The sequence below is a fragment of the Arthrobacter sp. AD-310 genome (assembly GCF_054656615.1).
The window spans coordinates 160,010-186,184 of record NZ_BAAHNO010000014.1; the positions used below are offsets into that span (position 1 = coordinate 160,010).

At 65.6% G+C, this 26,175-nt stretch carries 24 protein-coding genes and 1 rRNA gene; 10 read left to right on the plus strand and 15 right to left on the minus strand.

Translation table 11 applies throughout. From position 1 onward, the window contains the following. Positions 1–48: 48 nt before the first annotated feature. The 4 genes from ACYQ1Z_RS10590 to ACYQ1Z_RS10605 form a co-directional block, all read right to left on the minus strand. Positions 49–1,326, minus strand: a complete 1,278-nt coding sequence (locus ACYQ1Z_RS10590; RefSeq protein WP_459792474.1) for a TRAP transporter large permease — start codon at positions 1,324–1,326, stop codon at positions 49–51. Further along, on the minus strand, positions 1,323–1,904 hold the full coding sequence (locus ACYQ1Z_RS10595; protein ID WP_459792475.1) for a TRAP transporter small permease: 582 nt from the start codon (positions 1,902–1,904) through the stop codon (positions 1,323–1,325). Before ACYQ1Z_RS10595 ends, ACYQ1Z_RS10590 begins: the two co-directional genes overlap by 4 nt. Before the next feature lie 31 nt (positions 1,905–1,935). Then, the gene (locus tag ACYQ1Z_RS10600; protein ID WP_459792476.1) at positions 1,936–2,964 is read right to left on the minus strand and encodes a DctP family TRAP transporter solute-binding subunit; all 1,029 of its coding nucleotides are present in this window, start codon (positions 2,962–2,964) and stop codon (positions 1,936–1,938) included. 270 nt (positions 2,965–3,234) lie between these two features. Further along, positions 3,235–4,263, minus strand: coding sequence for a LacI family DNA-binding transcriptional regulator (locus ACYQ1Z_RS10605; RefSeq protein ID WP_459792477.1), 1,029 nt, complete (start codon positions 4,261–4,263; stop codon positions 3,235–3,237). A 255-nt stretch (positions 4,264–4,518) separates the two neighbouring features. Here ACYQ1Z_RS10605 and ACYQ1Z_RS10610 point away from each other — a divergent pair, with 255 nt between their 5' ends. From ACYQ1Z_RS10610 to ACYQ1Z_RS10635, 6 genes are all read left to right on the plus strand, one after another. Beyond that, a complete protein-coding gene (locus ACYQ1Z_RS10610; RefSeq protein ID WP_459792478.1) occupies positions 4,519–5,871 on the plus strand; it encodes an NAD(P)H-dependent oxidoreductase in 1,353 nt (450 codons plus the stop codon). Between the two features lie 192 nt (positions 5,872–6,063). After that, positions 6,064–6,375, plus strand: a complete 312-nt coding sequence (locus ACYQ1Z_RS10615) for a putative quinol monooxygenase (protein WP_459792479.1) — start codon at positions 6,064–6,066, stop codon at positions 6,373–6,375. Beyond that, the gene (locus ACYQ1Z_RS10620) at positions 6,375–6,893 is read left to right on the plus strand and encodes a gluconokinase (RefSeq protein ID WP_459792480.1); all 519 of its coding nucleotides are present in this window, start codon (positions 6,375–6,377) and stop codon (positions 6,891–6,893) included. The genes ACYQ1Z_RS10615 and ACYQ1Z_RS10620 overlap by 1 nt, the downstream gene beginning before the upstream one ends. A 25-nt stretch (positions 6,894–6,918) precedes the next feature. Then, entirely contained in the window at positions 6,919–7,476 is a 558-nt protein-coding gene (locus ACYQ1Z_RS10625) for a TetR/AcrR family transcriptional regulator (RefSeq protein WP_459792481.1), read from the plus strand. Beyond that, positions 7,473–7,826 carry a DMT family transporter gene (locus ACYQ1Z_RS10630; protein WP_459792482.1) on the plus strand — a complete coding sequence of 118 codons (354 nt, stop codon included), beginning with the start codon at positions 7,473–7,475 and terminating at the stop codon, positions 7,824–7,826. The genes ACYQ1Z_RS10625 and ACYQ1Z_RS10630 overlap by 4 nt, the downstream gene beginning before the upstream one ends. Continuing rightward, positions 7,823–8,152, plus strand: a complete 330-nt coding sequence (locus tag ACYQ1Z_RS10635; RefSeq protein ID WP_459792483.1) for a DMT family transporter — start codon at positions 7,823–7,825, stop codon at positions 8,150–8,152. The genes ACYQ1Z_RS10630 and ACYQ1Z_RS10635 overlap by 4 nt, the downstream gene beginning before the upstream one ends. Before the next feature lie 143 nt (positions 8,153–8,295). On the opposite strand, the gene ACYQ1Z_RS10640 is transcribed toward ACYQ1Z_RS10635, so the two are convergent. The 6 genes from ACYQ1Z_RS10640 to ACYQ1Z_RS10665 are packed head-to-tail and all read right to left on the minus strand — an operon-like array spanning position 8,296 to position 14,445. Further along, complete coding sequence (locus tag ACYQ1Z_RS10640; RefSeq protein WP_459792484.1) at positions 8,296–9,684, minus strand: NtaA/DmoA family FMN-dependent monooxygenase; 1,389 nt, start codon at positions 9,682–9,684, stop codon at positions 8,296–8,298. Between the two features lie 11 nt (positions 9,685–9,695). Continuing rightward, positions 9,696–10,763 carry an LLM class flavin-dependent oxidoreductase gene (locus ACYQ1Z_RS10645; RefSeq protein WP_459792485.1) on the minus strand — a complete coding sequence of 356 codons (1,068 nt, stop codon included), beginning with the start codon at positions 10,761–10,763 and terminating at the stop codon, positions 9,696–9,698. Next, positions 10,760–11,593, minus strand: a complete 834-nt coding sequence (locus ACYQ1Z_RS10650; protein ID WP_459792486.1) for a DUF1684 domain-containing protein — start codon at positions 11,591–11,593, stop codon at positions 10,760–10,762. Before ACYQ1Z_RS10650 ends, ACYQ1Z_RS10645 begins: the two co-directional genes overlap by 4 nt. Further along, positions 11,590–12,612, minus strand: a complete 1,023-nt coding sequence (locus ACYQ1Z_RS10655; RefSeq protein WP_459792487.1) for a transporter substrate-binding domain-containing protein — start codon at positions 12,610–12,612, stop codon at positions 11,590–11,592. Before ACYQ1Z_RS10655 ends, ACYQ1Z_RS10650 begins: the two co-directional genes overlap by 4 nt. Positions 12,613–12,622: 10 nt before the next feature. After that, positions 12,623–13,432, minus strand: coding sequence for an amino acid ABC transporter ATP-binding protein (locus tag ACYQ1Z_RS10660; protein ID WP_459792488.1), 810 nt, complete (start codon positions 13,430–13,432; stop codon positions 12,623–12,625). After that, positions 13,432–14,445, minus strand: a complete 1,014-nt coding sequence (locus tag ACYQ1Z_RS10665; protein ID WP_459792489.1) for an amino acid ABC transporter permease — start codon at positions 14,443–14,445, stop codon at positions 13,432–13,434. Before ACYQ1Z_RS10665 ends, ACYQ1Z_RS10660 begins: the two co-directional genes overlap by 1 nt. Positions 14,446–14,703: 258 nt before the next feature. On the opposite strand from ACYQ1Z_RS10665, the gene ACYQ1Z_RS10670 reads away from it, so the two are divergent. The 4 genes from ACYQ1Z_RS10670 (at position 14,704) to ACYQ1Z_RS10685 (ending at position 20,061) form a co-directional block, all read left to right on the plus strand. Continuing rightward, positions 14,704–16,644, plus strand: coding sequence for an FAD/NAD(P)-binding protein (locus ACYQ1Z_RS10670; protein WP_459792490.1), 1,941 nt, complete (start codon positions 14,704–14,706; stop codon positions 16,642–16,644). Between the two features lie 4 nt (positions 16,645–16,648). After that, entirely contained in the window at positions 16,649–17,188 is a 540-nt protein-coding gene (locus ACYQ1Z_RS10675) for a GNAT family N-acetyltransferase (protein WP_459792491.1), read from the plus strand. Positions 17,189–17,235: 47 nt separating this feature from the next. Further along, a complete protein-coding gene (locus tag ACYQ1Z_RS10680) occupies positions 17,236–18,930 on the plus strand; it encodes a helicase HerA-like domain-containing protein (RefSeq protein WP_459792492.1) in 1,695 nt (564 codons plus the stop codon). A gap of 138 nt (positions 18,931–19,068) precedes the next feature. Then, entirely contained in the window at positions 19,069–20,061 is a 993-nt protein-coding gene (locus tag ACYQ1Z_RS10685) for a hypothetical protein (protein WP_459792493.1), read from the plus strand. 72 nt (positions 20,062–20,133) lie between these two features. On the opposite strand, the gene ACYQ1Z_RS10690 is transcribed toward ACYQ1Z_RS10685, so the two are convergent. The 5 genes from ACYQ1Z_RS10690 to rrf all read right to left on the minus strand — a co-directional run bounded on the left by ACYQ1Z_RS10690 (position 20,134) and on the right by rrf (position 26,160). Continuing rightward, a complete protein-coding gene (locus ACYQ1Z_RS10690) occupies positions 20,134–20,988 on the minus strand; it encodes a DUF559 domain-containing protein (protein WP_459792494.1) in 855 nt (284 codons plus the stop codon). A gap of 164 nt (positions 20,989–21,152) precedes the next feature. After that, a complete protein-coding gene (locus tag ACYQ1Z_RS10695; protein WP_459792495.1) occupies positions 21,153–23,159 on the minus strand; it encodes an NHL domain-containing thioredoxin family protein in 2,007 nt (668 codons plus the stop codon). Further along, entirely contained in the window at positions 23,159–25,315 is a 2,157-nt protein-coding gene (locus ACYQ1Z_RS10700) for a cytochrome c oxidase assembly protein (RefSeq protein WP_459792496.1), read from the minus strand. The genes ACYQ1Z_RS10695 and ACYQ1Z_RS10700 overlap by 1 nt, the downstream gene beginning before the upstream one ends. A 115-nt stretch (positions 25,316–25,430) precedes the next feature. After that, on the minus strand, positions 25,431–25,718 hold the full coding sequence (locus tag ACYQ1Z_RS10705) for an HU family DNA-binding protein (protein ID WP_009358243.1): 288 nt from the start codon (positions 25,716–25,718) through the stop codon (positions 25,431–25,433). A 325-nt stretch (positions 25,719–26,043) separates the two neighbouring features. Then, positions 26,044–26,160 (minus strand): 5S ribosomal RNA (gene rrf / locus ACYQ1Z_RS10710). Positions 26,161–26,175 lie beyond the last annotated feature (15 nt).

Consider the following 26,175-nt stretch of genomic DNA (forward strand, 5'->3'; position numbering starts at 1 on the left):
GGGTCTTCCTGGTTTCTGTGGCTGTTGGGAGATCGAACCGAGGGGGCGTTACTGGTTGGTCAGGAGATCAGAAGGCCACAGGATGAGCTGGGGAAAGACTGCCAGCATGACGATGGCGATCACCATGACCACGTAGAGCGGCACTGCGGCCTTCACGATCTTCTCCATCGGCAGTCCGCTGACATAGGACGCCGCGAAAAGGCAGACGCCCACAGGCGGTGTGACCAGGCCAACGGCGAGGGCAGCGACGAGAAAAACGACAAAGTGGATGGGGTCCACGCCGGAGGACACGGCCGCGGGCATGAGCACCGGTGTGCAAAGCAGGATGGCTGCGACCTTGTCCATGACGGTTCCGATGATGATCAGGATCAGGCCGATCAGGAGCATGACGATTGTGGGGTTAGTGCTGACACTCAGCAGCCAGCTGCTGACCTTTGATGGCAGCCCGTCAATGGTGAAGATGTAGGAGGCGACGCCGGCGATCATGGCGATGAGCAGGATGGTGCCGGTGGTGAGGCCGGCGTCCACGATCATCTTGGGCATCTGGCGCCACTTCATGTCCCGGTAGACGTAGATGCCGACCAGAAGGCTGTAGAAGACGGCGACGGCTGCGGCCTCCGTGGGCGTGACGAGCCCGCTGAACATGCCCACCAGGATGATCACCGGGCCACCCATGGCAGGGATTCCGCCGAGGACGATCCTCAGGCCCTTCTTGAAGGGCGTCCTTGAGACCTCGCCGTAACCACGGCGTGCCGACAGGAAGAAATTCACAACCATGAGGACGAGGATCAGGACAACGGAGGGTCCAAATCCTCCCGCGAGTGCCGCGCCTACAGAGACGTTCGCGGTCGAAGCGGCGATGATCATGAGGATGCTGGGCGGTATCAGTGAGGACAGGGTAGCCGTGACCATGGTCATCGCTGCCGCATACGGGCGCGGGTACTTGTGGTCCGTCATGGCCTTGATCTCGATCTTGCCAAGGCTGACAATGTCGGCAACCGAGGAACCGGAGATGCCGCCGAAGATCGCGCTCGATGCGATATTCACTTGGCCAAGTCCGCCACGGAAGCGGCCAAAGATGACCTCGGCACCGCGGAAGATGCGGTCCGAGATACCTCCACCGGCCATGAGGTTGCCGGCCAGGACGAACAAGGGGACAGCAACCAGCAGGAAGCTGTTCATGGAGCTCATCATGGACTGCGGCAACAGGTCCAGGGGGATGTCGAAGATCAGTAGAGTGGCGATGACACCAATGCCGAGTGAGACTGAGAGCGGAACGCCCAGCAGCAGCAGGAGGAGGAAAATACCCAGCAGGGTCAGGCTCATGCGATCATCTCTCCTTCGAGGATCTTCTTACGCATATTCGGGGAGAAGTAGATGGTCGTGATGTGGGCGATGATGGCCAGTGCTGCGCTGATCACAAGGGGCAGGGTTACCAGGAACATTTTCAGTCCCAGGGCAGGACTGGACTCTCCGGCAGCGTACTGCTGCAGCATCAGTTCCCAGGTCTTGTAAAGCAGGACACTGAAGAACACGGTCCCGCAGATGGCGTAGAGATGCAGGCTGACTTTCTTAAGCCAGGCTGGTCCCCACGCCACCGCAAAGTTCACCCGCGGGTGCACGGCGGCCCGGAAACCTGCCGCCATCCCCAGGAAAGTGGTGTCCATGAACAGGAAGCGGGTCAGTTCCTCGGTCCAGGAAAGCGAGGCTCCCATCTGCCGGCTGACCATCTGGGCAGCAAGGCTGAGCAGCATCGCGCAGATTCCGACGAAAAGGAGAGCATCCACGGCCTTCCAAATCAGGCCATGAGGTTTCGAGGCTTCTCCCACCGGTACCACGTTGATGTCCTCTGCGGCCGCCCGGTGTTCGGCCCCCCGGGTTGGGGTGGTTGCATCGTCCTGCACTGAACTCGTCTCCTGCACTGGGTTTGTCACCTTAGCGTCCGAGGAATTCAAGACTTGCCTGAACGAATTCCTTGCCCACCTTGCCCTCAAGCTCGGGGTAGACCTTCTGGGCTGCCGCCTGGAACTTTTCCCGCGCTTCCGGCGTCAGTTCGTTGATCTTCACGCCTTCGCCCTTCAGCTTTTCGAGGGTTTTGGTGGCTTCGTCGTTGTCGTACTTCGTTTTGAAGTCGGCGGTCTCGTCTGCAGCTTCCTGCAGGACCTTCCGGGTTTCCTCATCGAAGGAGTCCCACTTCTTCTTGCTGAACCCGAGGACCAGGGCGTCGGAGATGTGGCCCGTAAGGGAGAGGTAGTCCTGGACTTCGAAGAACTTGTTGTTGACTGGAACTTCCAGTGGATTTTCCTGGCCATGGATGGTGCCAAGCTGCAGGGCGGTGTAAACCTCTTTGAAGTCCATCGGCGTCGGGTTAGCGCCCACTGAGCCAAAGAACTTAACCCAGAGGTCGTTCTGCGGTACGCGGAGCTTCAGGTCCTTGAAGTCCTCGGGCTGGGTTATGGGACGCTGCGAGTTGGTGGTGTGCCGGGGAGTGCGGGTCAGCATCGACACGCCCTTGATGCCCAGCTTGTCCAGCGAGCCCAGGAGTTCCTCGCCGGGCTCGCCTTCAAGGTACTTGGTGACCTCCTCCGAGTCCTTGAAGAGGTAGGGAAGGCTGACGGCATTCATCTTCGGCTCGAAGGACGCGTACACCGAGGTGGACAGGATGGTGGAGTCCAGCGTGCCGTTTCCAAGCAGGTTGACGGCTGCGTTCTGGTCCCCGCCGAAAAGGGTGCCGTCGGGGAACGTCTCGACCTTGACCTTGCCGTCGCTCAGCTCGGCAACCTTGTCGGCGAAGTGCTTTGCGGAGACCCCCATGGAAGAGGTCGCGGGGTCACCGATACCGAGGCGGACCGTGGTGCTGGGCGCGCCAGCACCGGCCGCTCCTCCCCCGCCGCAACCTGTGAGGACAGTAGTAACGGTGAGTGCAACGGCCACAACTGCGGCCGCCAGGGTGCGCTTTGGCATCTGATTCTCCTTTGAATACGTGCTGGTTCCTGGCCTGTACGGACAGGGGTACTGATGCTTCGATGGCGGTGGTAAAAGCGTCTTCGGTTCCGTGGATGTGGTCGAAAAGGGCTGCTCTTGCTGCTTATCGCCCCGCTTCCCGATGCCTCGCTTGGGCGGTGCTCCCGCAGCTTGTCTTCCCGCCGCGAGTTATCCCGAAGTGGAACCGGTACACTTTTTTACCACAGGCACCCTTGGCTGTAAACCGCTGGGAGCGATTGCCAGCTTCGGTTACTTCGCTAACTGCAGCCGGGCGACGCTGGACCGCTCGACCAGTTCGGCGGCCACGCGGATGACATTGGGTTTTTCCGACGTTTTGCCCTGCGTGTTCGACAAAGCGAGCTGCACGGAGTGTCGGGCAAGCAGATCTATGGGTTGCCTGACGATTGTCAGGGCCGGGGTCATGAGTTCGGTCCAGGGCGAATCTTCGAAGACGATGACGGACAGCGCCTGGGGGATGTCGATTCCGGCATGGGAGAGGCGCCGCAGAACTTCGGTCACCTGGGCGGTATTTGCCACCACCAAAGCGGTGGGTGGCTCCTCCATATTAAGCAGCGCCGAGGCGGCATCTCCTCCGGCCGGCCCGCGAAACGCGGCGTGCCGTATGAGGAGCTCATCCTGCTCGAGGCCGGCAGTTTCCAGGGCCTGCCGATAGCCGGCAATGCGGTCCATTCCGGTAGTGGAGGAAGCCGGTCCGGAGATGATCCCGATGCGGCGATGGCCGTGGGCGGCAAGGAGCGCCGTCGCGGACCGGGCGGACTCAAAGTTGTCGATGCTGACAACGTCAACTTCGGGAAGCGACGGTATCGACCGGTCGACAAAAACCACCTCAGTTCCCAGATCCTGGAGCTGCTTCCACGTTGCCAGGTTATTGCCGGTCGGGGTCGCGATAATCCCGCTGACCCTGCGCTCGATCAGTGTCGCCAGACGTTCCGACTCCAGCTGATCGTCCTCCTGCGTTGTCATCAGCAACACCTGGATTCCGCGCGAATACGCCTCCTGCACCACCTTATCGGCGAGCCGGGCGAAGAAGGGGTTAGAGACATCCGCGAGCAGCAGCCCCAGAGTGGTAGGCGGCCCGTACTTGAGCTCCCTGGCTGCCGTGCGAGGGTGATAGCCGAGGTTTTTCATGGCGTCGTTCACTCGTCCGCGGGTAGCTGCGGCCACAGGACCCGATCCCGGGTTCAGCACCCGGGAGACGACCGCAACGGACACCCCGGCCGCCCGGGCAACATCGCGGATGGTCGGTTGTTTCTGCACGCCTACTCCTCGCCTGGCACTTCATTGGACATCCGGGAACCTTTACAGCCTAGGGCTTGACCTTAGAACTACGCTGTGACATAAAAGTGTACCGGTTCCATTTATTTTACCTCAGTGCGGTGCCGCTTGTTGTGCGGCTCCAGTACCAGCGGCAGCGAGCCGCAAGGTGAGGAGTGGAACCCCAAAGCTGCGGTTGATCCCAGACCAGCCCGCGTTTCCTTCCGGAACAGCGCCGTATCCCTTGAAAGGCAACCCATGAATCTGCACCATCTCCTGACCCAGCGCGAAGCCGACGGAAAGCCCATCCGGGTCGGCCTGATCGGCGCCGGACGCTACGGAACGATGTACCTTGCCCAGGCAAACAACATTCCGGGCATCCACGTCGTCGCCATCGCTGACATCAACGTCAAACGCGCTGAAGGTGCTTTCGCACTGGTCGGATGGCCAAAAGACCAGATCGCCCCCGATATCGCAACCGCCCTGAGGAACCGCTCAACGGCGATCGTGGGCAACGCTGACGAGCTTTTCGACGTCGACATCGACCTTATTGTGGAAGCCACCGGCAATCCCATCGTGGGCGTGAAGCACGCGCTGCGTGCCATCGAAACGAAAAAGCACATCATTATGGTCACGGTTGAGGCCGACGCCTTGGCAGGGCCCGCTCTTGCGAAGCGGGCAGAAGCAGCCGGTGTTGTCTACTCGATGGCATACGGCGACCAGCCTGCCCTCATCATGGAACTGGTCGACTGGGCCCGCACCAGCGGATTCGACGTCGTCTGTGCCGGCAAGGGTGCGAAATTCCTTGAGCACTACCACGAGATGAACCCCGATAACGTCTGGGAAAACTGGGAATTCTCCAAGGAACTCACTGACTCAGGGCAGCTGAACCCCAATATGCATACCTCCTTCCGCGACGGCACCAAGGCCGCCATCGAAATGGCCGCCGTCGCCAACGCCGCAGGACTGGTACCCTCCGACACCGGGCTGACCTTCACCCCGGGAGACGTCGAGGAGATCGCCTCAATCTGCCGCCCCGCAGACGTCGGAGGTGCCCTCGCCCACGAAGGCACCGTCGACGTCATGTCCAGTGTCAACCGTGACGGCACCTGGATCCCCCACAACACGCAGGAAGGCGTCTTCGTCGTCGTCAAGGCAACGAACGCCTACGTCTCCGGCTGCTTTAACGAATACCCCTGGCACCCGGACCCCACCGGCCAGTACGCCGCCCTGTACCGCCCCTACCACTACGTCGGCCTGGAACTGAACATGTCCATCGCCAACGCCGTCCTCCGCGGAATCCCCACAGGTTCACCCATCGGGTTCTTCGGCGACGTTGTCGCCACCGCCAAGAAGGACCTCAAAGCCGGTGAATTCCTCGACGGCGAAGGCGGATACACCGTGTGGGGCCAACTCGTTTCCGCGAAGCACTCCGTCACAACCGGTGCCCTGCCGGTTGCGCTGGCCCATCACGTGGAACTGCGCAATGACGTGCCCAAGGGCGGGATCGTCCGCTGGGAAGACGTCATTATGGACGACTCGCTCACCCAAGCCCTTGAACTGCGCCGCGAAACCGAAGCCCTCGCCATTGAAGCCGTTCCGGCACCGTGATCAGCCAGCGCTAACTCCTCTGAGTACCGGCGCCACTGAAGCCCGCCCGGGAAACCCCGCCGCTCCCAGCTGAGTCAAAGGTGAGCCACAACAATACGCGCGGACCGACGGACTATGACCGCCGGTCCGCGCTCTGTCCCCACCGAGCCTCTGCCACCTTCACGGAACCCCTAACACGAGGAGAACCTCACCATGACCGTCGTCGTCACCGCAGCTTTTAGCCCAAAGGAAGGCGCCTACGACCAAGTCGTCGCCGCCCTCTCCCCCGCAATCAGTGAAGTCCACCAGGAACCTGGCTGCCTGCTTTACGCGATCCATGAAGCCCCTAACAACCAGATCCTCATGATCGAGAAATGGGAATCTGCTGAGCTGCTGGACGCCCATGCCGAAGGTGAGCCGGTCAAACGGCTGAACGCGTCCCTCGAAGGCCTGTTGGAAAGGCCCGTCTTAGTAACCCGGCTGGTCCCGATCCCAGCAGGAACAGCACAACAAGGAGCGCTTTAGTGCATATTCCTCTAGTTGTCATGGGTGTATCGGGCTCGGGCAAGAGTACGCTCGGGTCTGCCCTCGCAGCCCGCCTTGGAGCAACCTTCAAAGACGCTGATGACCTGCACCCGTTGCCAAACGTTGAAAAAATGGCTGCAGGCGTCCCGCTTACTGATGAAGACAGATGGCCATGGCTTCGCCTGGTAGGCGCAGAACTCGCGGCCGAACACCCCAACGGGATTGTGGTTGCCTGCTCAGCCCTCAAACGCGCCTACCGTGACGCTATCCGCGCAGCCGCTCCTTCCACCAGGTTCATCCTCTTAACGGCCGAGCCGTCCGAATTGATGGAGCGCCTGGTTCAGCGCCCCGGACACTTCATGCCTCCGTCCCTCCTCACATCGCAGCTGGAGACACTCGAGTTTCTTGAAACAGCGGAAGCCGGAATGACACTGAGGTCGGAAGGCAGCATAGAAGCACTCATCGATCAGATCCTGGGAGATCTGCGCCCAGACACCGTAGCTGCCACGCCCACCTGACGAGCAAAAGGCCCGCACCTTCCAAATGGTAAAGTTTGGTGTGCGAGAAAGTCAGCGGCCCCTCATTCTGGAAGCAGGCCTCCGGGTTGCGGGAAGCCCACAAGGGGCGACGATCACGCTGGATGCAGTGGCCCAGGAAGCAGGCGTAACCAAGCCCGGGCTGATGTACCACTTCCCAAACCGGGAAACCCTGATGGTTGCCCTGGTGGAGCACGCCGCAGCAAAGCTGGTCGAAAAAATGGTTCGCCTGACGGACCAAAGCAACGCCACCCCCTCGGACCGGTACCGCGCCTACATCCTGTCCGCAGCCGACGGGGAGAACACCCGCGCCGAATGGGCACTCTGGTTCCAGTCCTCCTACTGGCCGGAACTGCAGGCGGCCTGGACACGGCACCTGGAGCCGTGGCTGTTACTGCCGGACAACATGCCGCCATCACGCCGTGCACGCTTCGCCGCCGCACGGCTGGCTGCCGACGGCCTCTGGGCAGCCCAGGCCAGCGGCGTCCTGGCACCCACCGAAACAGACCGCGAACTGGTTGTTGCCCAGCTGCTTGAACTGCTCGACGAGGGAGATCCAAAGTGAGGACATGGCTGTGCCTCATCGGAGCCATCATCAGTGAAGTCAGTGCCACCCTGGCCCTGAAGGCAGCCCTCGAGAGCCCGGGCTGGTATGCGCTCGTCGTGCTGGGCTATTGCCTCGCCTTTGGCCTGCTGACGGTCTGCTTGCGGCTGGGAATGACCATCAGCGTGGCGTACGGAGCCTGGGGAGCGGGAGGCGTGGCAGCCACCGCACTACTTGCGGCCGCCATCTTCGACGAGCCCCTCACTTGGACGATGGCTTTCGGCATGGCCCTGATCATTGCCGGCGTCATCACCGTAGAGCGGGGATCACAAAAGGCCCATGACCGCCAGGAAGCGAAGGATGCCGCATGAGCTGGGTCTTCCTCTTCCTGGCAATAGTCACCGAGGTCGCCGCGACAATGTCCCTGCGGGCGTCCGAAGGACTCAAGAAAAAGATCTGGCTGGCACCCATCGTCCTCGGCTACCTGCTGGCCTTTTCCTGCCTCAGCCTGGCGCTGGGCGAGGGGCTCCCGCTGGGTGTCGGCTATGGAATCTGGGTGGCCTGCGGCGTCGGACTTACAGCGGTTGCGGCCCGGATCTTTTTCAAGGAACCCCTGACACCCCATATGGCAGTCGGGCTCATGCTCATTGCGGCCGGCGTCCTCATCGTCGAATTCGGCGCCTTGGCGGCGCACTGACTTCCCCGCCGATTACACGCAATGCTCCCACACCGTCAGCTGCAGCCTGACAGTGTCCTCCGAGGCAACCCCCAGGGAGGGGCCGACGGCGGCGCTCACCTCGCCGCCGTCGTCGCACCTTTCCCACAAGCGTGCCCAGCGCATCAGGCGCGGACCGCTCCGACGGCAGCATCGGACGAAGGCACGGGCGTCTCCAGCCTCAGGTTCTCGCGGAGCGTGCTGCCGCGGTACTCCGTGGGGTACACGCCGCGGGCCTGCAGCTCCGGCACCAGATGGTTCACGATGTCGTCCAGGCCGGTCGGGACCAGCCACGGCGAAATGTTGAACCCGTCCACGGCACCCACCCGCGCGTACTCCGCCAGATGGTCCGCCACCGACGTGTAGGACCCGGTGAACGTGGCATCCACCCGCGCCGTGCGCGACGTGACGAACTGCCGGATGGACAGCCCCTTGTCCTTGGCCTCGGCGCGCCACTGGTCCGCCAGCTGCCGCGCCTTTGCACCGTGGAAGCCGCTGCCGCGGGTCTCCGAGGTCTCCTCCACCACAGGATCGATCTCCGGCAGCGGGCCGTCCGGGTCGTACTCCGACAGCTCTCGGCCCCAGAACTGCTCCAGGTACGCGATCGCCTGCTGCGGGCCGATCTGCAGGCTCCGCACCCACTCCTTCTTCTCCAACGCCTCGGCATCCGTGGCCGCCAGGATGAATTCGCCGGCCGGCATGATCTGCACGGCATTCGCGCCGCGGCCCGCCGCAACAGAGCGCTCCACCAGGTCCCTGCGGAACTCCACGGCGTCATCGAACTTGGGGTGTGCCGAGAAAATGACGTCGGCCTGGCGGGCGGCGAAGTTCCGGCCGTCGGGCGAGTCGCCGGCCTGGAACAGCACCGGCCGGTACTGCGCGCTGCGCGGCAGCCGCGGCGTCACGTCCACGGTGTAGTGCTGGCCTTCATGCAGCACCCGGCGTGCCGGACCTTCAGGGGTTTCCCACGAGTCCCAGATCCGCTTGGCTGTCTCCACGAACGCCTCGGCGTGCTTGTACCGGTCGGCATGGTCCAGGTAGCCGCCGCGGCGGAAGTTCGCACCCGTCCAGGCGTTGTCTGTGGTCACGATGTTCCACGCCGCCCGCCCGCCGGAGATCAGGTCCAGGCTGGCGAGCCGGTGCGCCAGGTCCGCGGGATCGTTGTACGTGGTGTTCTGCGTGGCCACAAGGCCAATGTTCTTGGTCACGGACCCCAGGGCGGCGAGCATGGTTTGCGCATCCGGCCGGCCCACCACGTCCAGTGCGTGCGGCCGGCCCAGGTGCTCGCGCAGGCGCAAGCCCTCGCCCAGGAAGAATGCGGCGAAGAGCCCGCGCTCGGCGGTCTGGGCAATGCGGCGGAAAGATTCGAAGTCCGTCTGCGACCCTGATTCCGGCGCCTTCCAGATGGTCCCGGAGTTGACGCCCTGAAAGAAGACACCGAACTGGATCTGCCCGCTTGGCTTGAAGACGTCCGGTGTGAACAGGTCGGATTTAGCACGGTTGTGCTGTGTCATGGTTTGTCCCTTTACTTTCCGGCGCCGGCGGTGGCAGTTGCGTAACGGCTCGCCGGGCGCTCAAGCCCCAGCAGGCCGCGGAAGGTGCCGTCCTGCACAACAGGGCGGAGCACTCCGCGGCGGCGCAGTTCCGGCAGGACCAAACGGCCCAGTTCCTCCAGGTCGACAAAGAGCGACGCCGGGTGGAGGCGCACGCCGTCGGCCTCCGCCAGCAGGGACTCCAGGAAGTCCGTAAGACCCGCAGCGGCGCCCGCGTACGCCGCGCGGCCGCCGTCGGAATCCCCATCAAAACCGGCAACCCGCTCCCCCGCAGCCTGCCGGCGGGAGTCCAAGACGACGTCGAGCTCGGCGATCACCGCAACGGATCCGCCAACCCGCGAACGCACCTCGCGGACCTCGCCGGCGAGCAACTCGGCGGTGGGCGCAGACACCAGCACGGCGTCCGCGGCGTCCGCCGGCACCTCGCCCAGCAGCGACGCCGGAACCAGCACCGGCAGCTGGCCCTGGAGCGGCCGCGGGATGATGGACGGCCCCTTCACCGAGTAAGCAGGACCGGCAAAACCGGCAGGCGTTTCATAATCGATGTAGTGCAGCTGGTCCACGTCGATGTACCGGCCGGTGGCGACGTCGCGGATCACGGCGTCGTCCTCCCACGAGTCCCACAGCCGCCGGGACACCTCGATGGACGCCACTGCCTCCTGCCCCAGCGCCGCACCCGTCACGAATGAACGGCCGACGGCGGCAGCACCCTCGGGTGCTTCGGCGGCGGTGGCGATCCACCCGGCCCGGCCGCCAGAGACGTAGTCCAGGCTGGCCAGCTGGGTGGAGATGTGGAACGGCTCGGTGTAGACGGTGTCCGCCTCGGGGACCAGGGCGATGGACCGCGTCAAAGGCCCGGCGAACGCGGCACGCTGCAGCGCGTTGGCGCGGCCGGGGGCCGGCGCGTCGGTGAAGGTGGCGGCATGGAAACCGGCGGACTCGGCCGCCAGCACGGCCCGGGCGATGTCTGCGCCTTCCCAGCCGGCGCCGTCGAGCTCGATGGCCAGGAACCCGGCGCGGTCTGATGGAATGTTGCTCACTTCTGGTCCTGCCGTTCGTAGGGGATCTTTTCGCCGGCCTCGATGGCCACGGGCAGCCGGTTCTCCGCCGGCGGCAGCGGGCAGGTGGCCAGGTCCGTGTAGGCGCAGGGCAGGTTCACGGCCCGGTTGAAGTCCAGCACCACGGACCCGTCGGCGGCCGGCACCACCGAGAGGGAGCGGTTGGCCGCATAGGTGGTCTTGCCGGAGGTCTGGTCCGTGAACAGCACGGACAGCGAGCCCGGGGCGTGCCCGTTGAACGCGGTGAGCGCCAGTTCCTGGCCAGCCAGCTTGAAGCGGATCTCGCCCGGCGCCTCGTACACATGCTGGATGCCCTCGACGGCGGCACCCACCGTGGTGCGCCGCGGCGCCTCGAACGGCACGAACGTTCCGCGGACGGCGTAGGCGGCGTCCGGCGAGTAGGCCGGCGTGCACTGGTATGCCTGCAGCAAGGCGTTCTCCGGGTTCCGCGGCCGGACGATGTACTCGCCGCCGCGCTTGGCCACCTCGATGACGGTGTCGCCGGACACCAGGTTGATGCTGCCGCGTTCCTCGATGGGGCCGAACGTCAGTGCGGCACCGCCGGCGGTGTTTAGTTCCTTGCCGTCCCGCTGCAAGCTCTCGCCTGGCTCCAGGACCACGCGGACGACGTCGTCCTCCACGCTCCAGGTGCCCGGCGCACCTTCCAGCGGGGCGGCGTCGCTGCCCAGCCAGTGCAGGTGGGTCACCGCGAGGAAGCCGTGCGGGTGGGCCCGGTTGCGCTCGTGGGCGGCGTGCCAGTCCTGCCACTCGGTTTCAAAGGATTCAAGGGCGGTTTCAGCGTGCGTGCTCATTTTGTTGCTCCGGTCTGCGTGGCGGCGAAATTTTCCTCAGTGATGGTCCTGGACTCAGGCAGTGCCTCCTCGGACAGGCCCCAGCGTTCCAGCACCTTGGCGTAGGAGCCGTCCTCGATGGCCGAGTTCAGTGCCTCCGTGATCACCGGCGCCAGGCCGTTGCCGCGGAGCGAGGTCGCGGCCACCAGGGTTTCCGACGGCCAGCCGGCGTTCACCTTGCCCACCACTTTCAGGTCGTCACGGGTGTTTTCCCGGTACACGGTGGACGGGTACGGGGCGATGTTCAGGTCCGTCCGGCCGGAGGACAGCGCCAGGATGGTGTCCGCCTCCGACGAGTAGTACTGCAGGGTGGCCGGCGCCTTGCCTTTCCCTTCCAGCTCCTTGTTCCAGGCCAGCAGGATCTTTTCCTGGTTGGTGCCGGAACCCACGGAGACCCGGAGGCCGGAAATATCGTCCGCACCCTTGATGTCGTAGCTGGAGGACTTCTTGGCCTCAAATCCCATAAACGCGGCGCGGTAGCTGGCGAAATCGAACAGCTTCACCCGGTCCTTGTTGACGCCCACGTTGGAGAAGACCACCTCGAAGTCGCCGGACTGGGTTTTCAGCGGCCAGTTTTCCCAGGACGTGACCTGGATGTCGAGTTCCAGGCCCAGCTTGTCCGCCACCAGCTGGGCGATGTCCAGTTCAGAGCCGATCGCGGTCTTGTCGTCGGTGGCGTGGAAGGACAGCGGGATGGACCCGGCCGTGGTGGCAACCGTCAGCTTGCCGTCCTTGCTGATCAGCTCGGGGACCTTGGCGGCGAGCGCCGCGTCCTTGTCCGCCCGGATCCGCTGCTGGTCCGGAGAGGTGTTGTAGACGACGCCGTTGCGCGCCGCCGTCGTCTGCGCGCCTCCGGTGGCGGTGCCGGCAGCCGAGGCGCCGGGGTCGGCGCACCCTGCGAGCGCCGCGGTTCCGAGAAGGACGACGGCGGGAAGGACCGTGAGTGCGCGGCGGTGTGCGCCGCGGAGGGGGAAAGCCATCGAAAGTTCCTTAGATGTTGAAGGCCGGTTCGAGCACCTTGGAGAAGAAGCTCCGGGTGCGCGGTTCCTGGGGGTTGGTGAAAATGTCCTGCGGGATGCCCTGTTCCACGATTTGCCCCTGGTCCATGAACACCACGGTGTCCGCCACGTCACGGGCGAAGCCCATCTCGTGGGTGACGATGATCAGGGTGGTGCCGGACGTGGCGAGCTCGCGGATGACGTCCAGGACCTCGTTGACCAGTTCCGGGTCGAGGGCGGAGGTGGGCTCGTCGAACAGCAGGATCTTGGGATCCAGGGCCAGGGCCCGGGCGATGGCGACGCGCTGCTGCTGTCCGCCGGAGAGCTGGCGCGGGTAGGCGTCCGCGCGGTCCTTGAGGCCAACCCGGTCCAGGAGTTCCAGGCCGCGGCGGCGGGCCTCCTCCTTGGAACGACCCTGCGCCACAACGGGCGCCTCGGCAACGTTCTCCAGCGCGGTCAGGTGCGGGAACAGGTTGAAGTTCTGGAACACCATCCCGATTTCGGTCCGCTGCTTGAGGATGTCCTTCTCGCGGAGCTCGTGCAGCTTCCCGCCGCGGACCTCGTAGCCGACCAGCTTGCCGTCGATGGAGATGTGCCCGCCGTCCACCTTTTCCAGGTGGTTGATGGTGCGCAGCAGGGTGGACTTGCCGGAGCCGGAGGGGCCCACGATCACAGCCACGCCACCGGGTTCAACGGTGAGGCTGACGCCTTTGAGGACCTCGGTGGGGCCGAAGGATTTCCGCACGCCGGTGATTTCCACCAGGCCCCGGGTGGTTGCGGGGGCGGTCAGTGTGTTCGTCATCAGGGGTTCCTCCGGTTGGGTGACACGGCGTGGGTGGCGAGGAATTTGCGGGCCTTCTGCAGGGGCGTCAGCGGCAGGTTCCGCACCGCGCCCTTGGAATAGTGCCGTTCGATGTAGTACTGGAAGACGCTGAGCACTGACGTGATCACCACGTACCAGAGCGTGGCCACCAGGAGCAGGGGCAGGACCTGCTGGGTGCGGTTGTAGATGACCTGGACGGTGTAGAACAGCTCTGAATAGGCCAGGACGTAGACGATCGAGGTGCCCTTGACCAGGCCGATGATCTCATTGAAGGCGGTGGGGAGGATGGCGCGCATGGCCTGCGGCAGGACGATCCGGGTGGAGCGGCGCCAGGCCGGGATGCCCAGTGCGGCCGCGGCCTCGAGCTGGCCCTGGTCCACGGAGAGGATGCCGCCGCGGATGATCTCGGCGGAGTAGGCGGCCTGGTTCAGGGTCAGGCCCAGGACGGCGGCGGCGAACTGGCTGATCAGCGTGGTGGTCTGGACCTCGAAGAACCGGACGTCCGTGAACGGGATACCAAGGCTGATCTTCTCGTACAGGTAGCCCAGGTTGTACCAGAGCAACAGCTGCACCAGCAGCGGCGTGGAGCGGAAGATCCAGGAGAACGTCCAGGACACCGAAACCAGCAGCGGCGAGGCCGACAACCGCATCAGGGCCAGGATGAAACCCAGCACGAAGCCGAGGATTCCGGAGATGGCCGTGAGCTTCAGGGTCTCCACCAGGCCGGTGATCACCGACCGGGCGGTGAACCACTGCGCCACCACGCCCCATTCCCAGCGCGGGTTGGTGGCCAGGGACCACGCCACGGCCAAAACTCCGAGTGCGACGACGGCGGTCCCCACCCAGCGCAACGGGTGCTTGGCTGCCACCACGGGATAGGAGGAGTAATCCTCCGCCACCCGCGCCGGACTATTCTCGGGAGGCAGCCCGGCACCTGCAGCCGGCTGCGCTGGCGTTATTGGCTGCGCCGCCGTAGTTGCTGCTGAACTCATGGGCCACCTCGCTTCTGTCATTAATCCGAAGCCCTTTGCCCCGGTTGCTGGCTGCAAATCTAGGACCGGCCAAATCAGGGCGGCAACATCGGAAGTTGCATTAGTTCACCCGGCTTCGCACGGCGTCATGAGTCGGTTTTTTGCGCCGTTTGACCTGTTGTGACGCGGAGTTAACGGACGTGACCAGGCGCTCGACCGCCGTCGTAACCGCTGCCTAGCATGGGCAAACTTCCCCGCCCCACTGACCCAGGAGCCTTCATGCCAGCCAAGATTCCGGCCGTCGTTTTCATCGGCGGCGGGCCGCGCACCGCGGGCGTGCTGGAACGGATCGCAGCGAACCGGCCCGACGTCTTCGCGGGGCCGCTGCAGATCCATGTGGTGGAGCCGCACGTTCCCGGCTCGGGACGGATCTGGCGGTACGACCAGGACCCCGGCCTCCTACTCAATTCGATGGCCGCGGACATCACCATGTTCACGGACGCCTCCGTGGACTGCGAGGGTTCGGCTTTCCCCGGGCCGGGCCTGGTGGAGTGGGCGGCCGGCGTGCTGGACGGATCCATCACGGACGTGCCGGACTTTCCGCGGCAGCTGTGGGACCAGCTCCGCGCGCTCCGGGGCGCGACCTTCCCCACACGGCAGCTGCAGAGCCAGTACCTTGAGTGGTTTTACCGGCGTGCCGCCAGGGCACTCAACCGGAGCGTCACCGCCCACCGGACCACCGCCGTCGGCATCACTGCCCTCGGCGACGGCGGGCATGCCGTGGAACTCGCGAACGGCCGGACGCTTCACGCCGACATCCTCGTGACTGCCCTGGGCCACACCGACTCCCTGCCGGACGCGGCCTCCGCAGGCCACGCGGACTTCGCCGCCCGGCACGGCGGCTACCACGCGGCACCCAGCTACACCACCGACGTCGACTACTCCCCCATCGCCCCGGGCCAGGACGTCATCGTCTCCGGCATGGGCCTGGCCTTCGTGGACCTGCTGGTCCTCCTGATGGAGGGCCGCGGCGGGCGGTATGAAGAGACGTCCGACGGCGGGCTCCGCTACCTTCCGTCGGGCCGGGAACCGCGGCTGTGGGCCGGGTCGCGGCGGGGTGTGCCGTTCCACTCCAAGATCTCGGCTTCCCTGCGCGGGCAGGCACCCGGGCCGCTGCGGTTCTTCACCCCGGCGGCCGTCGAAGCCCTGCTGCAGCGTCACGGCGAACTGGACTTCCAGCAGCACCTCTGGCCGCTGGTTGCCAAGGAGGCCGGATACTACTACTACCGCGAACTCCTTACCGGCAGCCCCGAGCGGGCCGCCATGGACTGGGACTCCTTTGCCTCCCGGTACGCGGGACTGGACTGGTACAGCCCAGGGTGCGCAGAGCTTGTTGCCGCCGCCGTTCCCGATACCGCCCTGCACCTGGACCTGGAAAGGTTGGACCGCCCGTTCGACGGCCGCCGCTTTTCCGGTCACCAGGACGTGCAGGACGCCGTCGCCGGCCACATCGAGCACGACCTCGCCCTGCGGGACAGCCCGGACCACCCGGAGACGCTCGCCCTGTTCCTGGCCCTGCTGCATGTGTACATGGAGGTGGGCCGCGTGGTCCCGGCCGAGCGGCTGAACTCCCGGTCACAGCAGACCGTGCATGGCTGGTGGCATGGCTTCTTCAGCTTCGTCGACTCCGGACCGCCGCCCCACCGCCTCCGCCAGATGCTCGCCCTGCACCGGGCCGGCCTGCTGCAGTTCCTGGGCCCTGGCCTGGAGGTCAATACCGACGAAGCCACGGGCACCTTCCGGGCTGCCTCCCCGCAGTCCGGGTTTGAAGTGGCCGCGACGGCTTTCATCGAGGCACGGTTGCCGGCCACGTCCGTGGGACGCTCGCTCAATCCGGTACTCACCTCCCTGCATGCCAGCGGGATCGCGTCTGAGCAGCAGCTGCTGACGGGCGACGGCATCCACTCCACCGGCAAGCTCCTTGTCACCGCCGAACACCGGCTTATCGACGCGCAAGGCAAGCCGCAGGACCGGGTCTTCGGGATTGGACCGGGGACCTCAGGCTGGGGCGCCGGGGCGTTCGCCCGGCCCAACACCAACGCTGCCCCGTTCCGGGAAAACGACGCCCTCGCCCGCACCATCCTTGGCGTTGCCCGTGACATCGCCGCCCTGCCCTCCGCCACAATATCTCCAGAACCAGCCGCCGTCGGAAAGAACTAGGCACATGACCGCAGAACCCGATCTTCGACCCAGGCCCCTTGACCCCGCCGCACTATCGGTCCTCAACCTGCCCATGCACGATCCCGGGGTCCGGCCGCTGCTGGACGAACTCGCCGTCGAATACGACACCCGCTACGGCGACCTGTTCGGCCGCGGGGCTGCGGCGGAAGAGCTGAACCGGTACCCGGCCGCCGAATTCGAAGGGCCCGGCGGCGCGTTGCTGGTCATCCAGGAAGACGGGGAATCGATCGCCGGCGGCGCGTTCCGGAGGTATGACGAGAGCACGGCGGAACTGAAGCGGATCTGGACCGCCTCGGCCCACCGCCGTCGTGGGCTGGCCCGGCTGGTCCTCGCCGAACTGGAAGCGCTGGCGGTGGCCCGCGGCTATTCCAGCCTTTACCTCACCACCGGTCCCCGGCAGCCCGAAGCCAAGCACCTCTACCTCAGCGCCGGCTACCAGCCCCAGTTCGACGTCGACGCCGACCCGGAAACCATCGGGCCGCTGGCCTTTACCAAAGACCTGGCGGCGCTTCCCCGGCACTGACGGCCGGGCACCGTTGCGCCGGCGATGCCCACGGCTAAGCTGGCGCCATGGCCAAAACCACAGCAGAGAAGCTTGCCACCATCCAGAAGGGCTACACGCTGGAGGGTGCCACCATCGAACTGGGGGCCGCCATCGTCGACGGCGAACTCCACAAGGACGCGCCGGTGCGGCTGCCGCTGGCCATGATGAACCGGCACGGCCTCGTGGCCGGCGCTACCGGCACGGGCAAGACCGTCACGCTGCACATGATGGCCGAACAGCTCTCCACGGCCGGGGTCCCGGTGTTCCTCGCGGATATCAAGGGCGACCTCTCCGGGCTGGCGACGGCCGCCGCCGGCAGCGAGAAGCTCGCCGCCCGCACGGCGAGCATCGGACAACCCTGGCAGGGGCGTTCGTTCCCCGTTGAATTCCTGGCACTGGGCGGCGAGGGAAATGGCGTGCCCGTCCGCGCCACGGTGACCTCGTTCGGGCCCATCCTGCTGTCCCGGATCATGGAGCTGAACGGCACCCAGGAATCCAGCCTCCAGCTCGTGTTCTACTTCGCGGACAAAAACGGGCTTGAGCTGATCGACCTCAAGGACCTGCGGGCCGTCATCACGTTCCTCACCTCCGCCGAAGGCAAGGACCAGCTGGAGGAACTCGGCGGTCTCTCCAAGGCCACAGCCGGGGTGATCCTGCGCGAGCTGGTGAACCTGGAGGCACAGGGGCTCGAGAAGTTCTTCGGCGAACCCGAGTTTGATACCGCGGAGCTGCTCCGCACCGCCGCGGACGGCCGCGGCGTCGTCACCTGCCTGGAGCTGCCCGCCCTGCAAACCAAGCCCCTGCTGTTCTCGACGTTCCTAATGTGGCTCCTGGCCGACCTGTTCGAGGACCTCCCCGAAGCCGGCGACCTGGACAAACCCAAACTGGTGTTCTTCCTGGATGAGGCCCACCTGCTCTTCAACGGCGCGTCCAAGGCGTTCCTGGAAGCGATCACCACCACCGTCCGGCTGATCCGGTCCAAGGGCGTGGGGATCTTCTTCGTCACCCAGACCCCCAAGGACGTTCCCGCCGCTGTGCTCGGCCAGCTCGCCAACCGGGTCCAGCACGCCCTGCGCGCCTTCACCCCGGAGGACGCCAAGGCACTCAAGGCCACGGTGTCCACCTTCCCGGTCAGCGACTACGACCTTGAGGAAACCCTGACCTCCGCGGGAATCGGCGAGGCCGTCATCACCGTCATGAACGACCGGGGCGCCCCCACCCCCGTGGCACATACCCGGCTCCGCGCACCGGAGTCCGTCATGGGACCCAGCAACGAGGCCCTGGTCCGGAACACAGTGGCTGCGTCTGCGCTGCTTCCCAAGTACGGGACTGCCGTGGACAGCCACTCAGCCTACGAGAGGCTCACCGGCAAGGCGGCGGCTGCACCCACCGGCCCGGCCGTATCGCGGGAGCCGGCTGCCGGTGGTGGCCATGACGACATCGACGCCGAGGCCCGCCGGATCGAGGAGGAAATCCTTGGCAGGCCCAGCACCCGGCAAGCTCCTTCACGTGACACGGCACGGGATGACACCGCGCCGGCTCCCCGCACCCGACAGCCGGCACCCCCGCAGGGTGGCGGCATGATGGACGACCTGGGTTCGGTGCTTGGCGGGGCCCTTGGCGGCGGGCTGAAAAGCATGGCCCGGTCGGTCGGCACGCAGCTGGGCCGGGAGCTGCTGCGCGGGGTATTCGGCACGTCATCCCGGCGCCGCCGCCGCTGACTTCCGCGGGCCCGGAGGCGCCCTTAGCCGCTGTACCGGCGGCCGCCGTCGTGCTTGTTTGCTGTGTTTGCGGCCGTATTAGGGGAGACGCCAACTTTAGAGTGCCAGCGCACTGACGTTACTGTAAGGAACGTGCAGATGAGTCAAGCGTTGGTGAGGATAGCGGCCGGGTGGCTGCTGGGCCTCATGCTTGCCGTGGCCGCAGCCGTCGTCGCCATCAATCTGGTGAACAACACGGTGGCCAGCCCGCAGCAGCCGGTGCGCGAATATCTGGACGCGTTGCAGGAGGGTGACGGAGGCAAGGCGCTGGGGCTCCTGCGCGCCACCGTCCCGCCGAGCAACGCCGCCATGCTGGACGGGACAGGGCTGCAGACAGCCGCGTCCCGGTTGACGAATGTGGAGATCGGCGACCCCGAGGAGCGTCCCGGCGACCAGGTCATGGTGCCGATGGAATACACGATCGACGGCAGCCGGCTCAGCACCCAGTTCCTGCTGGAGAAGACCGGCACGGAATGGATCTTCTTTAGTACGTGGGCGTTTGTTCCCACCCGGCTCCCCACGCTGGACATCACCGTGGTCAACGGCAGCCAGGCCAACGTCAACGGGGTGCCGGTCAACATGCCCAACGGGCGGAACTCGTTCGCCGTGTTCTACCCGGGCGAGTACGAGGCAGCCCTGGATGGCCAGTACTTCTCCGCCCCGGCCACCCGCGCCACCGTCACAGCCCGGGACGCCCCCGTGGCGCCGCTGAACCTGCTGACCCAGGCCACAAGCAAGCTGAAGGAGGACGTGGCGGGCAAGGTCAAGGAGTTCCTGGATACCTGCGCCGCGGAAGCCCAGAAGGAACAGCGGCTCCAGCCTGACTGCCCGTTCTACTACGCCAGCAACAACAGGGTGCAGGACGGCAGCATCAAGTGGACCGTCACGGAGTACCCCAACGTGTCCATCGAGCCCTTTGACGGCCGCTGGGTGGTGGCGCCCCTGGACGGCAAGGCAAAGGTGCAGGCCCTTCAACAGAACCTCTTCACCGGCGTCTGGTATCCGCTGGAGGAAGAGGTGGACTTCAGCTTCACCACCCGCCTGGACGTCTCCGGTGACACGGTCAAAGTCACCCCCATGCTGACGTTCTAGGCCGGCCTTCCACGCTGGCCCAGTTTTTGCGGCTTTTCCTCGGACTTGCCTGCCGCTTAGGGCACATGCCCCCTAATAACTGGGCCGGTTTGGCTGCGGCCATCGCAAGGAGCCACGTGCCAGCACCTCCTGGACCTGCGCCAAGACGGATTCCGGTGCATAAACTACGTCATCATAGAAAAACCGGAGCACAGGCAGGCCCTGCAGAATCGCGGAGTTGTCCCTTCGACGGTCCTTTTTGAACTGCCGTGTTTCCAAGTGGAAGGCAATGCCATCAATTTCCACAATGAGGAAGCCCTCCAAGAGGAAGTCAACGCGCCCCACGCCGTCAATCCAGACTTGGGTTTCGGTTTGTATGCCGGCTGCCCTGAACATCACGCGGGCCAGGGTCTCAAGAAGGGAGTCCGCGCCGCATTCAACCTGAGACAGCACGTTGCGTGCCGTACCGCAGCGCCTGCCGTCCAAGTGACGGTAGAGATAGGCGAGGTCGATGTCACCGCGGTTGTAAGCACACTCCACCATCACCAGTGACTCAAGTTCCGGCAGGCAGAGCAGGGCATGAAGCAAGACATCCAGAAGCGCCGCCAGCGTTCTATAGCGGGGCTCCTGGGTAAGGGGAAGCCGGTGACTTACACACCCGGCGGCATGCCGGCCGTTGCTCTGCCAATAGTGGGGCCGCGCTGACGGTTGGAGCTGCCAAAGCCCGTACATCGGGGCGGCAGACACACAAGTCAGCAATCCGCGCGCACGCCCGGCCGCCACCAGGTCGGTATCGGCGTCAGCCAGAGCCAGCAACCCCCTGTCCAGCTTCAATATCTGGCCATCCCGCACGGCCCGGCGCAGGCCGACATCCGTGGCACCCGCGGCCGACACATCGCGTCTTAGCAGCACTCCGCCAGCTGTTCGGAGGATTTCTGTGGGGTCCATCAGGCCACAATGTCGGCTGTCCCGCGCTGAGGGGAGGTAAAAGCGGGGCTATGTGGACATGTGGCCTCCCAGTCTGGCCCAGCTTTAGTCTGCCTGATGCAACGGAAATGGCCCGGCTTCCACCCCTAAGGGTCAAAAACCGGGCCATTTTGGCGGACCGGCGGTCAGTCCATGCCGCGGAGGTCCAGGACGAGCTCGGTGTCGCCGTCGCCCTGCAGCACCACAGGGATGCCCCAGTCCTGCTGGTACAGGTGGCAGGCGGCATGGTCCGGGATCTCGCCGTCCTCGGTCTCCGGCCCGTCACACGCAGCTGCGCGGGCGGTGATGTGCAGGACGCCCTCCGGAATCTCGGAGGACAGCTCAACAGTCCGGAGCAGGCCCACGGAGGTTCCGCCGCCGGACACCAGCAGCTCAGGGGGAGTGGAGGAAACCTTCAGCTGCGTGGGGTCACCCCAGCGGTCATCAAGCTTCTGCCCGGTGGGGGCGGTGAAACGGACGGTCAGCTCCAGCGGGCCGGGAGCCACGGGGCTCTTGGGCCTGTGGGTCTGCGACGCACCCTCGTCCACCTGCTGCGCTTCCTTGGGGATGGGCACGTACACCAGTTGGTGCTGGTTCGCCTCAACCACCACCAGCAGCGGTTCAGAACCGGCCGAGTGCGTGTGGTCCACAATGACGTCGGACGGCTCGAGCAGGCCGCGGGCCAACGTTGACACGGTTCCGGCGGCCGGATCGTAACGGCGGACAGCACCGTTATAGGTGTCCGCGATGGCCACGGAGCCGTCGGGGAGGACCGTGACACCCAGCGGGTGCTGCAGGCGCGCCTCGGCCGCGGCGCCGTCCCGGAAGCCGAAGTCGAACAGGCCCTTGCCCACCGCGGTCTCCACGGTAACGGTGCCGGCGTCGTCAATCACCAGCTTGCGGAGTGCGGAGGTCTCGGAATCAGCCACCCAGATGTTGCCGTCGGCGTCCTCGGCCACACCGGAGGGCTGGGCAAACCAGGACTCGTGGGCAGCCCCGTCCAGCAGACCCTCCAGCCCGTTGCCCGCAATGATGTCCACTTCCCCGCCGACGGGGTCGAAGCTGAAGATCTGGTGCGTGCCGGCCATGGCGATCACCACGGCGTTCAGCTTCCGCGACCACACCAGGTCCCACGGTGAGCTCAGCGAGACCTCAAGCGGGTGCTCACTCAGCTTGCCCGTGAACCCGGCGGCGTCCTCATCCACCCGAGCCGGACCCGTTTCCAGCAGCCTCTGGATCCCGTTGCCGGCCAGCGTGGAGGCCTTGCCGTCCGTGAGGGACAGTCCGCGCAGGCGGTGGTTGACGGAGTCGGCAATCACGACGTCGTAGCCAACCTTGGCTGCCACGTCTTCCGGCAGCAGGACCAGGCCCTGGGGTTCGTTGAACTGGGCGGTGGCCGTGTCACCGGCGGCGGGACCGTCGGCGTAGCCCTTGGTGCCCGAGCCAAAGGTGAAAAGGACCGTCTGGAAGTCGGTGTCCAGTTCCACCAGGCGGTGGTGGCCGGTGTCGGTGACCAGCCAGGAACCGGCAATTGCGGCACCTGCGTCAGTGCCGGCGTCGGACGCTGCTCCAGCAACTGAACCACGGCCGGCGGGCAGGAAGAGCGCCTTGCCCGGGAAGCGCAGCGTGCCGGAGGTCGGCTCGGGGGCGACGTAGGGGCCGGAGCCGCGGTGCAGGGTGCCCTTGGCCTCGTGTTCGGCGATGAGCTCCGGGATCAGGACCGCGAGGCCGTCCGCGTGACCCTCGCCGGACAGGTGCGCCACGATGTAGCCCTCGGGGTCGATGACCACCAGGGTGGGCCAGGCGCGGGCGGTGTACGCCTTCCACGTGTCCAGCTCGGGGTCGTCAAGGACCGGGTGGTGGATCTCGTAGCGCTCCACGGCCGCGGCGAGGGCCACGGGGTCCGCCTCATGCTCAAACTTCGGCGAATGGACACCCACGGTGACCAGGACGTCCGAGTACTGCTCCTCCAGCGGACGCAGCTCATCCAGGACGTGCAGGCAGTTGATGCAGCAGAACGTCCAGAAGTCCAGCAGCACGATCTTGCCGCGCAGGGCTTCGAGGTCCAGCGACTTGCCGCCGGTGTTCAACCAGTTGCGGCCCACAAGTTCCGAGGCCCGGACCCGGGCATGGTTGCGTACGGTTTCGCTCATCAGCGTCCTTCCAGCTTGTTGCGTTCAGCCAGCTTGGCGTCGCGTTCGGCCAATTTGGCAAACATATCGTTGTAAGCGGTGAGATCGGCGTCGTTATTCCTGTCGGCGGCGCGGTCCACCCGCTTGGTCTCCCGCGCATCGGACCGGGACCAGAGGATGGCGACGCCGATTGCCACCAGGAGCGTGGGCACCTCACCGATGCCCCAGGCCACTGCCCCGCCCTTCTGCTGGTCGGCCAGCGCGGAGTCGCCCCACGCGCGGCCCAGGTTGCCGAAGTAGTCCGCGGCCAGCAGGTTGTCGCCGCCCATGATGGCGACGCCGAAGAAGGCGTGGAAGCCCATGGTGGCCAGCAGCAGGAGCAACCGCAGCGGGTAGGGGGCGCGCCGCGGCAGCGGGTCGATGCCGATCATGCCCAGCACGAAGATGTACCCGGTCAGCAGGAAGTGCAGGATCATCAGCTCGTGGCCCACATGCTCGCGCATCGCAAACCCGAACAGGTCCGAGTAGTAGAACAGGACGATCGAGCCGGCGAAGTTGGCGGCGGCGAACAGCGGGTGGGTGACCACCTGCGAGAACTTCGAGTGGACAAACACAAGGACCCACTCGCGGGCGCCGCGTGAGCCGTCGCCGCGGGGCTGCAGGGCGCGCAGGGCCAGCGTGACCGGGGCGCCCAGCACCAGGAAGATCGGCGCCACCATGGTCAGCGCCATGTGGTCCACCATGTGCGCGGAGAACAGGACGCGGCCGTAGACCGACGGCGGCCCGGACGTGATGTAGGTCAGCACCAGCAGGCCGATCACCCAGTTCACTGTCCGGAACCACTGCCATTTGTCGCCGCGGCGGCGGACCTTGGCCACGCCCAGGACGTATGCCACGAGGCCGAACAGTGCCGCTGCAATCCAGAGCCAGTCCAGCCGCCACTCGGTCAGCCAGCGTGCCGGGGTCAGTTCCGGGGGAAGTTCGTAGCCGGTAAGGATGAACGCGGGCGAAGCGTCCGGGGCGTACGTGGTGGGTTCCGGCGGGGCCGAACGGCCCAGCGCTACGGCGACACCCGATGTTCCACCCATTACCAGCAGTTCCACGAGGACCAGCTGCCAGAGGACCCGTCGGGAGGACATGGTGGAGCCTTTGCGTCCCAGCTGCGGGATGACCCACTGGCGGTGCATAAAGCCAATACCGCCAAGGACCAGGGTAGCGGCACTCTTGGCGAGGATCAGCTGGCCGTAGGCGGATCCGAAGAGGTCGGCCCAGCTGGTAACGCGAATGCTCGCGTTGATGACGCCGGAGGCGAACACCAGCACAAAGGCGAACCCGGCGAGGCTCGAGAACCTTCTGAGCGTGGCCTCGGTGATGTCTCCTGCGGCGCCGGCTTTGGCACCGGTCAGGATCCCGGAGAGCAGGGCGAGCAGGATGATACCGCCCACCCACATGCTGACGCCCACCAAGTGCAGGCCAAGGGAGTTGATGGCGCCCTCGTGGTCCGAGGAGCTGGAAGAGTGTCCGATCAGCGCTGTCGGGACCAGTCCAATGAACGCCAGGACCAAGGTGAGCGCCAGGCCGCCGAGGGACCGGACGCCGAACAGCGCCGTTGTCACAACCGCGGCGATGATGGTGACCGCCAGCCAGGCCCGGCCCGTTTCGATATCTGTCATGAAGTAGACCAGCGCCTGGGTGAATTCCGCGTCCCCGGAAACGGGCTGCCCGGCCACGTCAGCGTAGGTGAGCACCAGGACGGCGATAGCCGAGAGGGTCCACACGGCACCCGCGGCCGCCGCCACGGCCATCGCCCGGTTGAAGGCTGGGTGTTCCGGTGCCTCACCGTCGGAGTCCCTGCTTCTCGCGCGGGACGCCAGGCTCTTGGGCAGGATTCCGACGGCGAAGATCAGGCCCCCGATGACAGTCGCCACAGAGGCGTTGTGGATGGCCTTGCTCACCGGCAGGCCCCAGCGCACCAGGGCGCCGGGATCGGACACCTCACGCGCCGCTGCCGCGCCGGAGAAGACTAGCGCGGCTGCAAGGCTGAGGAAGAGCGCGGCGAGCCCTGCCAGCTGCCAGCCGGTGGGGATGCCCAGGGCGCCGCTGTCCTTGCCCGGCGCTCCCTTGGCGGGGGCGGACTGGGAAGGGGTGGAACGTGGTGTTGCGGCAGAAGACACCATTCCATTGTCCGCTACGCCCGGCCGGGCGGCGAATCGGAGGGGCTTAAAGCAGGAGGGCGGCGACCACGTGGTCACCGCCCTCCTGTGTCCGGCTGTACACCGGCAACGAAGAAGCTTACTTCTTGTTGGAAACCGCAGCCTTGAGCTTGGAGCCGGCGGTCAGCTTGACGCTGTGGCCTGCTGCGATCTGGATGGTCTCACCCGTCTGCGGGTTGCGGCCGGTGCGTGCTGCACGGTCAGTGCGCTCGACGGCGAGCCAGCCCGGGATGGTGATCTTCTCGCCCGCGGCGACAGAAGTCTCGAAAACCTCGAACAGTGCGTCGAGGACGGAGTTGACGGCTGCCTGGCTGGTGCCGGCCTTGCCCGCTACCTCTGCAACAAGTTCACTACGGTTCTTAGCCATTTATGTCCTCCTGGACGGTCATCATTCTGGAGCCTGTACGCGGCATGCGCACAAGCCACTGTTCGAAAACTTACCAGCTTGGGCCGTCCCGGTCCGCAAATTCCGCGTGTTTCCGCGACTTTTTGAGGTTAATCACCGGATATTTAGGGGTTTTCCGGCCCTCCGCGCCCCTCTGCGGGTCCGCCGCCGGTCCCTCCATCGCTTCCTGAGCCTTTCCCTCGCGCCCGCTCATTTCCTGCGGCTTTTCCGGGGGCGTTTGTGGTTGTTGGGTGTTAAATGCGGGAGGCCCCAACCAGTGGTGGTTGGGGCCTCGACCTGATGTTTTGTCCGGCGGTGTCCTACTCTCCCACACCCTCCAGGGTGCAGTACCATCGGCGCTGTGGGTCTTAGCTTCCGGGTTCGGAATGGGACCGGGCGTTTCCCCCACGCTATGACCGCCGTAACCCTTTACCCGAAC

Excerpts from the sequence above, each read along its gene's own strand:
- ACYQ1Z_RS10695 (WP_459792495.1), bottom strand. The coding sequence starts at position 23,159 with ATGAGCGAAACCGTACGCAACCATGCCCGGGTCCGGGCCTCGGAACTT.
- ACYQ1Z_RS10675 (WP_459792491.1), top strand. The coding sequence starts at position 16,649 with ATGACCGCAGAACCCGATCTTCGACCCAGGCCCCTTGACCCCGCCGCA.
- ACYQ1Z_RS10660 (WP_459792488.1), bottom strand. The coding sequence starts at position 13,432 with ATGACGAACACACTGACCGCCCCCGCAACCACCCGGGGCCTGGTGGAA.
- ACYQ1Z_RS10610 (WP_459792478.1), top strand. The coding sequence starts at position 4,519 with ATGAATCTGCACCATCTCCTGACCCAGCGCGAAGCCGACGGAAAGCCC.
- ACYQ1Z_RS10690 (WP_459792494.1), bottom strand. The coding sequence starts at position 20,988 with ATGGACCCCACAGAAATCCTCCGAACAGCTGGCGGAGTGCTGCTAAGA.
- ACYQ1Z_RS10670 (WP_459792490.1), top strand. The coding sequence starts at position 14,704 with ATGCCAGCCAAGATTCCGGCCGTCGTTTTCATCGGCGGCGGGCCGCGC.
- ACYQ1Z_RS10705 (WP_009358243.1), bottom strand. The coding sequence starts at position 25,718 with ATGGCTAAGAACCGTAGTGAACTTGTTGCAGAGGTAGCGGGCAAGGCC.
- ACYQ1Z_RS10625 (WP_459792481.1), top strand. The coding sequence starts at position 6,919 with ATGGTAAAGTTTGGTGTGCGAGAAAGTCAGCGGCCCCTCATTCTGGAA.
- ACYQ1Z_RS10590 (WP_459792474.1), bottom strand. The coding sequence starts at position 1,326 with ATGAGCCTGACCCTGCTGGGTATTTTCCTCCTCCTGCTGCTGCTGGGC.
- ACYQ1Z_RS10680 (WP_459792492.1), top strand. The coding sequence starts at position 17,236 with ATGGCCAAAACCACAGCAGAGAAGCTTGCCACCATCCAGAAGGGCTAC.
- ACYQ1Z_RS10600 (WP_459792476.1), bottom strand. The coding sequence starts at position 2,964 with ATGCCAAAGCGCACCCTGGCGGCCGCAGTTGTGGCCGTTGCACTCACC.
- ACYQ1Z_RS10665 (WP_459792489.1), bottom strand. The coding sequence starts at position 14,445 with ATGAGTTCAGCAGCAACTACGGCGGCGCAGCCAATAACGCCAGCGCAG.
- ACYQ1Z_RS10635 (WP_459792483.1), top strand. The coding sequence starts at position 7,823 with ATGAGCTGGGTCTTCCTCTTCCTGGCAATAGTCACCGAGGTCGCCGCG.
- ACYQ1Z_RS10655 (WP_459792487.1), bottom strand. The coding sequence starts at position 12,612 with ATGGCTTTCCCCCTCCGCGGCGCACACCGCCGCGCACTCACGGTCCTT.
- ACYQ1Z_RS10700 (WP_459792496.1), bottom strand. The coding sequence starts at position 25,315 with ATGGTGTCTTCTGCCGCAACACCACGTTCCACCCCTTCCCAGTCCGCC.
- ACYQ1Z_RS10615 (WP_459792479.1), top strand. The coding sequence starts at position 6,064 with ATGACCGTCGTCGTCACCGCAGCTTTTAGCCCAAAGGAAGGCGCCTAC.
- ACYQ1Z_RS10650 (WP_459792486.1), bottom strand. The coding sequence starts at position 11,593 with ATGAGCACGCACGCTGAAACCGCCCTTGAATCCTTTGAAACCGAGTGG.
- ACYQ1Z_RS10685 (WP_459792493.1), top strand. The coding sequence starts at position 19,069 with ATGAGTCAAGCGTTGGTGAGGATAGCGGCCGGGTGGCTGCTGGGCCTC.
- ACYQ1Z_RS10640 (WP_459792484.1), bottom strand. The coding sequence starts at position 9,684 with ATGACACAGCACAACCGTGCTAAATCCGACCTGTTCACACCGGACGTC.